Below are 13,705 nucleotides of genomic sequence, written 5' to 3' on the forward strand. Positions count from 1 at the left end.
AACAGAAGCGCGAGTTGAGTTCGCGCATGATTTTGAAAGGAGAAATCTATGGCTGACGAACAGACGCAGGATACGCAAACTCCAGACGCCAATTCGGCTGTCGGCGATGAGCTGGCAACTCGTGTACAAGTGCTTGAAGAGCAATTGGCCGCTGCGCAGGATCAGTCTTTGCGTGTTGCCGCTGATCTGCAGAACGTCCGCCGCCGTGCCGAGCAGGATGTAGAAAAGGCCCACAAATTCGCACTGGAAAAATTCGCGAGTGACTTGCTGCCGATTATCGACAGCCTGGAGCGTGGTCTCGAGTTGTCCAACCCAGACGACGAAAACATCCGTCCGATGCGCGAAGGGATCGAGCTGACCCTGAAAATGTTCCAGGACACCCTGAAGCGTTATCAGTTGGAAGCTGTGGATCCGCAGGGCGGCGAACCGTTCAACGCTGAGCATCACCAAGCCATGGCCATGCAGGAGAGCCATGACCTTGAGCCTAACAGTGTGTTGAAAGTATTCCAGAAGGGTTACCTGCTCAACGGTCGCTTGCTGCGCCCGGCAATGGTGGTGGTGAGCAAGGCTCCCGCACCGGTTTCACCTTCTATTGATGAGCAGGCTTGAAATCAGTCGTAACGGCCCCATCTATAAGTCAAGCGTTTAAGTGCTACCGCAGTTAGCCACCACTGCTGCGGCATCCAAATTCAAGTTTCTGGAGAGTAAATCATGGGCAAAATTATCGGTATCGACCTGGGGACCACCAACTCCTGCGTCTCCGTGCTGGAAAACGGCGTTGCAAAAGTTATTGAAAACGCCGAAGGCGCGCGTACCACGCCGTCGATCATTGCTTACGCCAACGACGGTGAAATCCTTGTTGGTCAGTCGGCCAAGCGTCAGGCTGTAACTAACCCGCATAACACGCTGTATGCGGTAAAGCGTCTGATCGGTCGTAAGTTCGACGAAGAAGTCGTACAGAAAGACATCAAGATGGTGCCTTACAAAATCGCCAAGGCCGACAACGGTGACGCCTGGGTTGAAGTAAATGGCAACAAGATGTCTGCACCGCAGATTTCGGCTGAAGTCTTGAAAAAGATGAAGAAAACCGCCGAAGACTACCTCGGCGAAACCGTCACCGAAGCGGTGATCACCGTTCCGGCCTACTTCAACGACAGCCAGCGCCAGGCGACCAAAGACGCCGGCCGCATCGCGGGCCTGGACGTAAAACGTATCATCAACGAACCAACTGCAGCCGCTCTGGCTTACGGTATGGACAAGGCCAAGGGCGACCACACTGTGATCGTTTATGACCTGGGTGGCGGTACTTTCGACGTTTCCGTGATCGAGATCGCTGAAGTTGACGGCGAGCACCAGTTCGAAGTGTTGGCCACCAACGGTGACACCTTCCTGGGTGGTGAAGACTTCGACATTCGTCTGATCGACTACCTCGTTGACGAATTCAAGAAAGAAAGCGGCATGAACCTCAAGGGTGACCCGCTGGCGATGCAGCGCCTGAAAGAAGCTGCTGAAAAGGCCAAGATCGAGCTGTCCTCGAGCATGTCGACTGACGTGAACCTGCCGTACATCACTGCAGATGCCACCGGTCCTAAGCACTTGAATGTGAAGATCTCCCGCGCCAAATTGGAAGCGCTGGTTGAAGACCTGGTTCAACGCACCATCGAGCCTTGCCGCATTGCACTGAAAGACGCAGGTATCGACGTTGGTTCCATCAACGACGTGATCCTGGTTGGCGGTCAGACCCGTATGCCACTGGTTCAGCAGAAAGTAACCGAGTTCTTCGGCAAGGAAGCACGTAAAGACGTGAACCCGGACGAAGCGGTTGCCATGGGTGCTGCCATCCAGGGCGCGGTCCTGGCCGGTGACGTGAAAGACGTGTTGTTGCTGGACGTCAGCCCGCTGACCCTGGGTATTGAAACCATGGGCGGCGTGATGACTGCGCTGATCGAGAAAAACACCACGATTCCTACCAAGAAATCGCAAGTGTTCTCGACTGCCGACGACAACCAGGGCGCCGTGACTATTCACGTGCTGCAAGGTGAGCGTAAGCAGGCTGCGCAGAACAAATCCCTGGGCAAGTTCGACCTGTCCGAGATTCCACCAGCACCACGTGGCGTGCCGCAAATCGAAGTGACCTTCGATATCGACGCCAACGGCATTCTGCACGTAGGCGCGAAAGACAAGGCGACCGGCAAAGAGCAGAAGATCACCATCAAGGCCAACTCCGGCCTGTCTGATGAAGAAATTCAACAGATGATTCGTGATGCCGAAGCCAACGCTGACGCGGATGCCAAGTTTGCCGAATTGGCCGGTGCCCGTAACCAGGGTGATGCCTTGGTTCACTCGACGCGCAAAATGGTCGCTGATGCTGGCGATAAGGTGACTGCCGAAGAGAAGGCCGCGATCGAGGCTGCCGTGGTTGCTCTGGAAGCCGCTGTCAAAGGCGACGACAAGGCTGCCATCGAAGCCAAGGTTGAGGAGCTGTCGAAAGTCTCCGCGCCGGTTGCTCAGAAAATGTACGCTGAGCAAGGTCAGCCGGCAGACGGCGCTGCGCAACATGCAGAGCCTGAAGCCAAGCACGATGATGTTGTCGATGCCGAGTTCGAAGAAGTCAAAGACCAGAAGTAAGTTGGTCGCCCGGTTGACCGCTATCAAGCGGTGACTGGTAGGATGTCGCCGCGCGGGAGCTTGCTCCCGCGTTGGTGTGTCTGGGGTATGCGAATTTTTACAGTATGCGACAGCGTTCGGATGCTGGCGGTGTGATCGGGAATGCTCCTGCTTTCCGAGCAGTAAATACCGCGCTTTTGGCTGGGACTCCGGCTAAAAAGCAGTAATGACCAGGATCGTTGAATTGACGTGAGTTGGGTCCGGGCCTGTATTGGGGCTCAACGAGTTTGGCAAGGCTCAGGAGGGTCTGGCTGAACGTCCTTAAGAGTGCAAAGACTTATGGCAAAGCGTGACTATTACGAAGTATTGGGTGTGGAGCGCGGCTCCAGCGAGGCGGACCTGAAGAAGGCTTACCGTCGCCTGGCGATGAAGCATCACCCTGACCGTAATCCGGATAGCAAAGAATCCGAAGAACTGTTCAAAGAGGCTAACGAAGCCTACGAATGTCTGTCTGACCCTAACAAGCGTGCGGCCTACGACCAGTATGGCCATGCCGGTGTCGACCCTAGCATGGGCGGTGGTGGTGGCGGTTTTGGTGGTCAGAACTTCTCCGATATCTTCGGCGATGTCTTCAGTGACTTCTTTGGCGGCGGCCGTGGTGGTCAGCGTGGTGGCGCCCAGCGTGGCAGCGACCTGCGCTACACCTTGGAGCTGAACCTGGAAGAAGCCGTGCGCGGCACCAGCGTCAATATCCGTGTGCCGACGCTGGTCAATTGCAAACCGTGCGATGGCTCCGGTGCCAAGAAGGGCTCCTCGCCGATCACCTGCCCGACCTGTGGTGGTATTGGCCAGGTCCGCATGCAGCAAGGTTTCTTCTCGGTGCAGCAGACCTGCCCGCGCTGCCATGGCCAGGGCAAGATCATTTCCGACCCATGCGACTCCTGCCACGGCGAAGGTCGTGTCGAAGAGTACAAAACCCTGTCGGTGAAAGTGCCGGCGGGTGTGGATACCGGTGATCGTATTCGTCTGTCGGGCGAAGGCGAAGCGGGTACTCAGGGCGGCCCTACGGGTGACTTGTACGTGGTGATCAATGTGCGCGAGCACTCGATCTTCCAGCGCGATGGCAAGCACTTGTTCTGCGAAGTGCCGATCAGTTTTGTCGATGCGGCCTTGGGTGGCGAGCTCGAGATTCCTACGCTTGATGGGCGTGTGAAACTCAAGATTCCTGAAGGTACGCAGACCGGCAAGCAGTTCCGTATCCGTGGCAAAGGCGTTGCACCGGTGCGCGGCGGCGGTGCTGGTGACCTGATGTGCCGTGTGGCGGTGGAAACGCCGGTCAATCTCAATCGTCGTCAGCGTGAATTGCTGGAAGAGTTCCGCAGCTCGCTGGAGGGGGACGACTCCCATTCTCCGAAGACCACTGGCTTTTTCGATGGCGTGAAGCGCTTCTTCGGCGACCTGTAAGGAAGTGAGTATGCGACGTATAGCCGTAATGGGCGCTGCAGGGCGCATGGGCAAGACGCTGGTCGAGGCGGTGCAGCAACGCTCGCCGGCTTCCGGGTTGACCGCAGCAATCGTCCGTCCCGGCAGCACGCTGATCGGTGCGGATGCGGGTGAGCTGGCCTCGTTGGGGCGAATCGGTGTTTCGCTGTCCGGTAATCTGGAGCAGGTGGCTGATGAATTCGACGTATTGATCGATTTCACGCTGCCGGATGTGATGCTGAAGAACCTGTCGTTCTGCCGCAAGGCCGGCAAGGCTATGGTGATCGGTACCACCGGCTTGAGTGCCGAGCAGAAGCAGTTGTTGGTTGAGGCGGGCAAGGACATTCCTATCGTTTTCGCTGCCAACTTCAGTGTAGGGGTGAACCTGTCGCTCAAGTTGCTGGATCTGGCGGCTCGCGTTCTGGGGGATGAGGCGGATATCGAGATTATCGAGACTCATCACCGCCACAAGATCGATGCGCCGTCCGGTACTGCGTTGCGTATGGGGGAGGCGATTGCCGATGCCCTGGGGCGTGACCTGTCGAAAGTCGCTGTGTACGGCCGCGAAGGCCATACCGGTGCGCGCGCGCATGACACCATTGGCTTTGCCACCGTTCGGGGTGGTGATGTGGTGGGGGATCACACCGTGTTGTTCGCTGCTGAAGGCGAGCGCCTGGAAATCACTCACAAGGCATCCAGTCGCATGACTTTTGCCAAGGGTGCAGTGCGTGCTGCGCTTTGGCTGGAAGGTCGCGAGCCTGGCCTTTACGACATGCGTGACGTGCTGGATCTGCACTAATCAGTAGCTAAAACGGGGCCTCACGCTTATGCTTTGGCTCCGTTTTTACCCGCTAGGCGACGTCCTGTCGCATTCCCCTGCCTTTAAGGCTCATTAGCGGTGGACCAAAAAAGCCTTTTTCTGTAAGCTACAGCTTTAGTGTGTCCACTAAAAGCGCGCAGAATAATTCAGTGAAGAAGCGGGGTGACGTGTCCATACGTCACTCCGCTTTTTTACAACCTGCGATCGCCCTTTCAGGCTTTATTTACGGGAGGTCTTCTTGACTAAGCCAGCCATACTCGCCCTTGCTGATGGCAGCATTTTTCGCGGCGAAGCCATTGGAGCCGACGGTCAGACCGTTGGAGAGGTGGTGTTCAACACCGCCATGACCGGCTATCAGGAAATCCTTACCGATCCTTCCTACGCCCAGCAGATCGTTACCCTGACCTATCCTCACATCGGCAACACGGGTACTACGCCGCAAGACGTCGAGTCGGATCGTGTCTGGTCGGCCGGCCTGGTGATTCGTGACCTGCCGCTGGTTGCGAGCAACTGGCGTAACACGATGTCGCTGTCCGATTACCTGAAAGCCAACAACGTTGTGGCGATCGCCGGGATCGATACGCGCCGCCTGACACGCATCCTGCGTGAAAAAGGCTCGCAGAACGGCTGCATCATGGTCGGTGACAATATCTCCGAAGAGGCGGCGATTGCCGCAGCCCAAGGCTTCCCTGGCCTGAAAGGCATGGACCTGGCGAAAGTCGTCAGCGTCAAAGAGAAGTACGAATGGCGCTCCACTGTCTGGGACTTGAAGACCGACAGCCACGAAACGATCGAAGCTGCTGATCTGCCGTATCACGTTGTGGCCTACGACTACGGCGTCAAGTACAACATCCTGCGCATGCTGGTTGAGCGCGGCTGCCGTGTGACCGTGGTCCCGGCACAAACCCCGGCCAGCGATGTGCTGGCTCTGCAACCGGACGGCGTGTTCCTGTCCAACGGTCCAGGCGATCCTGAGCCTTGCGACTACGCCATCCAGGCGATCAAGGAAGTGCTGGAGACCGAAATTCCGGTATTCGGTATCTGCCTCGGTCACCAGTTGCTGGCCCTGGCCTCCGGCGCCAAGACTCTGAAAATGGGTCACGGCCATCACGGCGCCAACCACCCTGTGCAAGACCTGGATACTGGCGTTGTCATGATTACCAGCCAGAACCACGGTTTTGCGGTGGATGAAGCAACCCTGCCGAGCAACGTCCGCGCTATTCACAAGTCGCTGTTCGACGGTTCCCTGCAGGGTATCGAGCGCACCGACAAGAGTGCGTTCAGCTTCCAGGGCCACCCTGAAGCGAGCCCGGGCCCGAACGACGTAGCGCCGCTGTTCGACCGTTTCATCAATGAGATGGCCAAGCGACGCTGACTGAGCGACCCGCGGGCGGCCCCAAACCCTGGTGGCCCCCCGCAGGCTCTCCAAAGATTGTTCAAGACGGCTTGCCGACTGACCTGCGGATTTGAGTGACAAACCCATGCCAAAACGTACAGACATAAAAAGCATCCTGATTCTCGGCGCTGGCCCGATCGTGATCGGCCAGGCCTGCGAGTTCGACTACTCCGGCGCCCAGGCCTGTAAGGCACTGCGCGAAGAGGGCTACCGCGTCATCCTGGTGAACTCCAACCCGGCCACCATCATGACCGACCCGGCCATGGCCGACGCTACCTACATCGAACCGATCAAGTGGCAGACCGTTGCCAAGATCATCGAGAAAGAGCGTCCGGACGCGCTGCTGCCGACCATGGGCGGCCAGACTGCTCTGAACTGCGCCCTGGACCTGGAGCGCGAAGGCGTCCTGGAAAAATTTGGCGTAGAGATGATCGGTGCTAACGCCGACACCATCGACAAGGCTGAAGACCGTTCGCGTTTCGACAAGGCCATGAAGTCCATCGGCCTGGCCTGTCCGCGTTCCGGTATCGCCCACAGCATGGAAGAAGCCAACGCGGTCCTCGAGACCCTGGGCTTCCCGTGCATCATCCGTCCGTCCTTCACCATGGGCGGAACTGGTGGCGGTATCGCCTACAACCGTGAAGAATTCGAAGAAATCTGCGCCCGTGGCCTGGACCTGTCGCCGACCAAAGAGCTGCTGATCGACGAATCCCTGATCGGCTGGAAAGAGTATGAGATGGAGGTTGTCCGCGATAAGAAGGACAACTGCATCATCGTCTGCTCCATCGAAAACTTCGACCCGATGGGCGTGCACACTGGTGACTCGATCACCGTGGCTCCGGCACAGACCCTGACTGACAAGGAATACCAGATCCTGCGTAATGCCTCCCTGGCAGTACTGCGCGAGATTGGTGTTGAAACCGGCGGTTCCAACGTTCAGTTCGGCATCTGCCCGAACACCGGCCGCATGGTCGTGATCGAAATGAACCCGCGCGTATCCCGCTCGTCGGCCCTGGCTTCGAAAGCTACCGGCTTCCCGATCGCCAAGGTCGCGGCCAAGCTGGCTGTGGGTTACACCCTGGACGAACTGTCGAATGACATCACCGGTGGCAAGACCCCGGCGTCCTTCGAGCCGTCCATCGACTACGTCGTGACCAAGCTGCCGCGTTTCGCCTTCGAGAAATTTGCCAAGGCCGATGCACGCCTGACCACCCAGATGAAGTCGGTGGGTGAAGTCATGGCCATCGGCCGTACTTTCCAGGAATCCCTGCAGAAAGCGTTGCGCGGTCTGGAAGTGGGCGTTTGTGGCCTGGACGAGAAGCTCGACCTGAGCAACCCCGAAAGCATGAGCGTGCTCAAGCGCGAACTGACCGTGCCGGGCGCCGAGCGTATCTGGTACGTGGCAGATGCTTTCCGCGCCGGCATGACCGTTGAAGACATCTTCGGCATGAACATGATTGACCCTTGGTTCCTGGTCCAGATTGAAGATCTGATCAAGGAAGAAGAGCGGGTCAAGACGTTGGGTCTGGCCAGCATCGACCGCGACATGATGTTCCGTCTCAAGCGTAAAGGCTTCTCCGACCAGCGTCTGGCCAAACTGCTGGGCGTGACCGAGAAAAACCTGCGTACCCATCGCCACAAACTGGAGATCTTCCCGGTCTACAAGCGCGTTGATACGTGCGCTGCCGAATTCTCCACCGACACCGCCTACCTGTACTCCACCTACGAGGAAGAGTGCGAAGCCGCGCCGTCGGGTCGTGACAAGATCATGATTCTGGGTGGTGGCCCGAACCGTATCGGCCAGGGTATCGAGTTCGACTACTGCTGCGTGCACGCCGCCCTCGCGCTGCGCGAAGACGGGTACGAGACCATCATGGTCAACTGCAACCCGGAAACCGTTTCCACCGACTACGACACCTCCGATCGCCTGTACTTCGAGCCAGTGACCCTGGAAGACGTGCTGGAAATTGTCCGCGTCGAGAAGCCAAAAGGCGTGATCGTCCAGTACGGCGGCCAAACCCCGCTGAAGCTGGCGCGTGCCCTGGAAGCTGCCGGCGTGCCGATCATCGGTACCAGCCCAGACGCCATCGACCGTGCCGAAGACCGTGAGCGCTTCCAGCAAATGGTTGAGCGCCTGAACCTGCGTCAGCCACCAAACGCGACCGTGCGCAGTGAAGACGAAGCTATCCGTGCGGCCAGCAAGATCGGTTACCCGCTGGTGGTGCGCCCGTCCTACGTATTGGGCGGTCGTGCGATGGAAATCGTCTACGAAGAAGAAGAACTCAAGCGTTACCTGCGTGATGCGGTGAAAGTGTCCAACGACAGCCCGGTGCTGCTGGACCACTTCCTCAACTGCGCCATCGAAATGGACGTGGACGCTGTGTGTGACGGTACTGACGTAGTGATTGGCGCGATCATGCAGCACATCGAGCAGGCGGGCGTTCACTCCGGTGACTCCGCGTGTTCGCTGCCGCCGTACTCGCTGCCGGCTCACATCCAGGACGAGATGCGCGAACAGGTCAAGAAAATGGCCCTGGAGTTGGGTGTGGTCGGCCTGATGAACGTACAGTTGGCGCTGCAAGGCGAGGACATCTACGTTATTGAAGTCAACCCGCGTGCTTCGCGTACCGTACCGTTTGTATCCAAGTGCATCGGTGTGTCTCTGGCAATGATCGCTGCCCGCGTGATGGCCGGTAAGACCCTGAAGGAAATCGGCTTCACCAAGGAAATCATTCCGAACTTCTACAGCGTGAAAGAGGCGGTGTTCCCATTCGCCAAGTTCCCTGGTGTGGACCCGATCCTGGGCCCAGAGATGAAGTCCACCGGTGAAGTGATGGGCGTGGGCGATACCTTCGGTGAAGCGTTCGCCAAGGCCCAGATGGGCGCCAGCGAAGTGCTGCCGACCGGTGGTACTGCGTTTATCAGCGTGCGTGATGATGACAAGCCACTGGTTGCAGGCGTGGCCCGTGATCTGATCAACTTGGGTTTCGAAGTCGTGGCCACTGCCGGGACCGCCAAGCTGATCGAGGCTGCCGGCCTGAAAGTGCGTCGCGTGAACAAGGTGACGGAAGGTCGTCCGCACGTGGTCGACATGATCAAGAATGACGAAGTCACTCTGATCATCAACACCACCGAGGGTCGCCAGTCGATCGCGGATTCTTACTCCATTCGTCGTAACGCCTTGCAGCACAAGATCTACTGCACCACCACTATTGCTGCTGGCGAAGCTATCTGCGAAGCGCTCAAGTTCGGTCCGGAAAAGACCGTGCGTCGCTTGCAGGATCTACACGCAGGATTGAAGGCATGACCAAATACCCCATGACTGTCCAGGGCTTCAAGGCCCTGGAAGAGGAGCACGCCCACCTGACCAAGGTCGTCCGTCCGAAGCTCAGCCAGGACATCGGTACGGCCCGTGAGCTGGGTGACTTGAAGGAGAACGCCGAATACCACGCTGCTCGCGAGCAGCAGGGCATGGTCGAGGCGCGTATTCGCGACATCGAAGGCCGCCTGCAGAATTCGGTGGTCATTGATGTGACAACCATTCCGAAGACCGGCAAGGTGATTTTCGGTACGACGGTTGAAATCGCCAACGTTGAAACTGACGAAAGCGTGGTTTACCACATCGTTGGTGAAGATGAAGCTGACTTCAAGCTCGGCAAGATATCTGTAGGTTCCCCGCTGGCCCGCGCCTTGATTGCCAAGGAAGAGGGCGATGTGGTGAGCGTTAAAACGCCAGGCGGCGTAACCGAGTACGAGATTGTTGAAGTTCGTCACATCTGAAAGGCGGCGCCCGCTTCGTGCGGGCGCCATGCTTTGGCAGCTTGCCCAGATGCTTTGGGTGGGTGGCCTGTGGTTGTTTCACATTGGCGTGTTGCCGGTGCTGGGCCTGATCGGTCTGGCGCCGTTGCTGATCGATGAAATCGATGGATTGCTTAGTGCGTTGCTGGTGGGTTTTGCGGCGGCGTGCGTGACGCTCCAGGTGCTGGTGCTGATCAAGGCCGAAGGCTTGGGAAGTTTGTGGCAGGATATTCGCGGCCAACTGCTGTTGATGGCGCTGTATGCATGCGCAATGTTTTGCGTGGTGCATGTGTGGCTGCCGGAAGCGTTGCGCTGGCAGCTATTCAGTTATCTTGTGCTAGGGTTCTCCGGCTTGGTGCTGGTTTTGCAGCCCGCGCCAGGATGGAGTGGTAGGGCGTGCGAAGCACGCCCGTAACCCTTGTTACTTGAAGCGATGAACGTTCGACAGTTGCTTGTTGACGCTGAAATTCTTGCGATACAGCAGCGCCATCTTGCCGATGACCTGAACCAGGTCCGCTTTGCCAACCTTGCACAACTCAGCAATGGCGGCCAGGCGTGCTTCGCGATCAAGGATGTTGACCTTGATTTTGATCAGCTCATGATCGTTCAGTGCGCGTTCAAATTCGGCTAATACACCTTCAGTCAAACCGTTGTCTGCCACAATCAGAACTGGTTTCAGATGGTGGCCAATGGATTTGTACTGTTTCTTCTGCTCTTGAGTGAGCGGCATAATCTGACCCCTGCGTCTGATCTTGTAAAAAGCGGCGGCCAGTTTACCCGAGCGAGTCCGGGACCGCCCAGTTAATCACGACCCGTTTTATTTTCGAGGTGGCCCGTGGCCCGTTCCAAAACTAGCCTTAAGTGGCTGCAAGAGCATTTCAACGATCCTTACGTCAAGAAGGCGCAAAAGGATGGCTATCGTTCCCGTGCCAGCTACAAGTTGCTGGAGCTTCAGGACAAGGACAAATTGTTTCGTCCCGGCATGAGCGTCATCGACCTGGGCGCCGCTCCCGGCGGCTGGTCCCAGGTGGCCAGTCGGCTGATTGGTGGGCAAGGTCGGTTGATTGCGTCGGATATTCTTGAGATGGACAGTATCCCGGACGTGACCTTCGTACATGGCGACTTTACTCAGGATGCCGTACTGGCCGAGATCCTGGAGGCGGTGGGAAATTCGCAGGTAGACCTTGTGATTTCCGACATGGCCCCCAATATGAGTGGATTACCGGCTGTCGATATGCCACGAGCCATGTTCCTTTGCGAGTTGGCATTGGATCTGGCGGGACGGGTATTGCGTCCGGGTGGTGATTTCCTGGTCAAGGTTTTCCAGGGTGAAGGCTTCGACGAGTATCACAAGAACATCCGCAAGCTGTTCGACAAGGTGCAAATGCGCAAGCCAGACTCTTCCCGGGACCGGTCTCGCGAGCAATATCTGTTGGCGCGGGGGTTCCGCGGTATCGAAGGCGCCGCCAGCGATGAGCGTCTTTGAAGGTTTCAAGGGAGTCGATAGGTTTTTTTATATCGCTTTCGTCACGAAGCTTTACGAATATTGTGTAGTCAAAGTTTCACAAAGGGTTACAGACGGCGCCTGCCAGAGTTGTAGGTAATGTAGTAAGTTAGGCCGGTGAATATCATGCGAAGCGCGCGCCAGTAGCGGAGCTTGCTTCAGAGGGTAGTTAATTGAACGATATGGCAAAGAATCTGATCCTGTGGTTGATCATCGCGGCTGTCCTAGTGACGGTGATGAACAACTTCTCCAGCCCTAACGAGCCGCAGACCCTCAACTATTCCGACTTCATCCAGCAAGTTAAGGATGGCAAGGTCGAGCGCGTAGCGGTTGATGGCTACGTGATTACCGGCAAACGCAACGATGGTGACAGCTTCAAGACCATTCGTCCGGCCATTCAGGACAACGGTCTGATTGGCGACCTGGTGGATAATCACGTAGTGGTTGAAGGCAAGCAGCCTGAACAGCAGAGCATCTGGACTCAGCTCCTCGTAGCGAGCTTCCCGATCCTGGTGATCATCGCCGTATTCATGTTCTTCATGCGCCAGATGCAAGGTGGCGCGGGAGGCAAGGGCGGGCCGATGAGCTTCGGCAAGAGCAAGGCACGCCTGCTCTCCGAGGATCAAGTGAAAACCACATTGGCTGACGTTGCAGGTTGCGATGAAGCCAAGGAAGAAGTGGGTGAGCTGGTCGAGTTCCTGCGTGATCCGGGCAAGTTCCAGCGCCTGGGTGGCCGCATTCCTCGCGGCGTATTGATGGTGGGTCCTCCTGGTACTGGTAAAACCTTGCTCGCCAAGGCTATTGCCGGCGAAGCGAAGGTGCCGTTCTTTACCATTTCCGGTTCTGACTTCGTCGAAATGTTCGTCGGTGTCGGTGCCAGCCGTGTTCGCGATATGTTCGAACAGGCCAAGAAGCACGCGCCATGCATCATCTTTATCGACGAAATCGATGCTGTCGGTCGCCATCGTGGCGCTGGCATGGGCGGCGGTCATGATGAGCGTGAGCAGACGCTCAACCAGTTGCTGGTTGAGATGGACGGCTTTGAAATGAATGACGGCATCATTGTCATCGCTGCCACTAACCGTCCGGACGTACTCGACCCTGCGCTGTTGCGTCCGGGGCGTTTCGACCGTCAGGTTGTCGTCGGCCTGCCGGATATCCGTGGTCGCGAACAGATCCTTAAAGTGCACATGCGCAAGGTACCGATGGGCGATGACGTGGCTCCGGCGGTGATTGCCCGTGGTACTCCAGGCTTCTCCGGTGCTGACTTGGCCAACCTGGTGAACGAAGCCTCTTTGTTCGCTGCTCGTACCGGCAAGCGCATCGTCGAAATGAAAGAGTTCGAGTTGGCGAAAGACAAGATCATGATGGGCGCAGAGCGCAAATCAATGGTCATGTCCGAAAAAGAGAAGCAGAACACGGCTTATCACGAAGCGGGTCACGCCATTGTCGGTCGCGTTGTGCCTGAGCACGACCCGGTCTACAAAGTATCGATCATCCCTCGTGGCCGTGCGCTGGGTGTCACCATGTTCCTGCCGGAAGAGGATCGTTACAGTCTTTCCAAGCGTGCGTTGATCAGCCAGATCTGCTCGCTGTACGGTGGTCGGATTGCTGAAGAAATGACCCTTGGTTTCGATGGCGTAACCACCGGCGCCTCTAACGACATCATGCGTGCCAGCCAGATTGCGCGGAACATGGTCACCAAGTGGGGCTTGTCGGAAAAACTCGGTCCTTTGATGTATGCAGAGGAAGAGGGCGAAGTGTTCCTGGGGCGTGGCGGTGGTGGTCAGAATGCCAGCTTCTCCGGCGAGACAGCCAAGCTGATCGACTCTGAAGTACGCAGCATCATTGACCAGTGCTACGGCACTGCCAAGCAGATCCTGACCGACAATCGCGACAAGCTTGATGCGATGGCTGATGCGCTGATGAAGTATGAAACCATTGATGCCGACCAGATCGACGACATCATGGCGGGGCGTCCACCTCGTGAGCCTCGCGATTGGGAAGGTGGTTCGGGCACCTCGGGCACTCCGCCCGTGGTACAGAATGAACGCCCTGAAACCCCGATCGGCGGCCCTGCAGCTGACCATTAAGGTTT

11 protein-coding genes are annotated in these 13,705 nt (G+C 57.4%); 10 read left to right on the forward strand and 1 reads right to left on the reverse strand.

The features are described from left to right. Window positions 1-48 precede the first annotated feature (48 nt). From grpE to EXW71_RS25880, 8 genes are all read left to right on the forward strand, one after another. Window positions 49-609, forward strand: coding sequence for a nucleotide exchange factor GrpE (gene grpE, locus EXW71_RS25845; RefSeq protein WP_123715842.1), 561 nt, complete (start codon window positions 49-51; stop codon window positions 607-609). Window positions 610-711: 102 nt separating this feature from the next. Then, on the forward strand, window positions 712-2,628 hold the full coding sequence (gene dnaK, locus EXW71_RS25850) for a molecular chaperone DnaK (RefSeq protein WP_123715843.1): 1,917 nt from the start codon (window positions 712-714) through the stop codon (window positions 2,626-2,628). A gap of 318 nt (window positions 2,629-2,946) precedes the next feature. Continuing rightward, window positions 2,947-4,071 (forward strand): molecular chaperone DnaJ, encoded by a 1,125-nt coding sequence (dnaJ, locus tag EXW71_RS25855; RefSeq protein ID WP_123715844.1) that lies wholly within the window; start codon window positions 2,947-2,949, stop codon window positions 4,069-4,071. Between the two features lie 10 nt (window positions 4,072-4,081). Further along, window positions 4,082-4,888, forward strand: a complete 807-nt coding sequence (dapB, locus tag EXW71_RS25860; protein WP_123715845.1) for a 4-hydroxy-tetrahydrodipicolinate reductase — start codon at window positions 4,082-4,084, stop codon at window positions 4,886-4,888. A 259-nt stretch (window positions 4,889-5,147) separates the two neighbouring features. Beyond that, window positions 5,148-6,284: a glutamine-hydrolyzing carbamoyl-phosphate synthase small subunit gene (gene carA, locus EXW71_RS25865; protein ID WP_123715846.1), complete on the forward strand. Its 1,137-nt coding sequence runs from the start codon at window positions 5,148-5,150 to the stop codon at window positions 6,282-6,284. 106 nt (window positions 6,285-6,390) lie between these two features. After that, window positions 6,391-9,612, forward strand: coding sequence for a carbamoyl-phosphate synthase large subunit (carB, locus tag EXW71_RS25870; protein WP_123715847.1), 3,222 nt, complete (start codon window positions 6,391-6,393; stop codon window positions 9,610-9,612). Next, window positions 9,609-10,085 carry a transcription elongation factor GreA gene (greA, locus tag EXW71_RS25875; RefSeq protein WP_033898259.1) on the forward strand — a complete coding sequence of 159 codons (477 nt, stop codon included), beginning with the start codon at window positions 9,609-9,611 and terminating at the stop codon, window positions 10,083-10,085. The genes carB and greA overlap by 4 nt, the downstream gene beginning before the upstream one ends. A 28-nt stretch (window positions 10,086-10,113) precedes the next feature. Then, window positions 10,114-10,518 carry an MFS transporter gene (locus EXW71_RS25880; RefSeq protein ID WP_123715848.1) on the forward strand — a complete coding sequence of 135 codons (405 nt, stop codon included), beginning with the start codon at window positions 10,114-10,116 and terminating at the stop codon, window positions 10,516-10,518. Window positions 10,519-10,524: 6 nt separating this feature from the next. On the opposite strand, the gene EXW71_RS25885 is transcribed toward EXW71_RS25880, so the two are convergent. Continuing rightward, the gene (locus tag EXW71_RS25885; protein WP_010206607.1) at window positions 10,525-10,833 is read right to left on the reverse strand and encodes a YhbY family RNA-binding protein; all 309 of its coding nucleotides are present in this window, start codon (window positions 10,831-10,833) and stop codon (window positions 10,525-10,527) included. 105 nt (window positions 10,834-10,938) lie between these two features. Here EXW71_RS25885 and rlmE point away from each other — a divergent pair, with 105 nt between their 5' ends. Both rlmE and ftsH read left to right on the forward strand, forming a co-directional pair. After that, complete coding sequence (gene rlmE / locus EXW71_RS25890) at window positions 10,939-11,589, forward strand: 23S rRNA (uridine(2552)-2'-O)-methyltransferase RlmE (protein WP_010206606.1); 651 nt, start codon at window positions 10,939-10,941, stop codon at window positions 11,587-11,589. Window positions 11,590-11,789: 200 nt separating this feature from the next. Continuing rightward, window positions 11,790-13,700, forward strand: coding sequence for an ATP-dependent zinc metalloprotease FtsH (ftsH, locus tag EXW71_RS25895; protein ID WP_134660613.1), 1,911 nt, complete (start codon window positions 11,790-11,792; stop codon window positions 13,698-13,700). Window positions 13,701-13,705 lie beyond the last annotated feature (5 nt).

Origin of the sequence: Pseudomonas sp. BCA17, assembly GCF_004519405.1 — a bacterium.
Lineage (GTDB): Bacteria > Pseudomonadota > Gammaproteobacteria > Pseudomonadales > Pseudomonadaceae > Aquipseudomonas.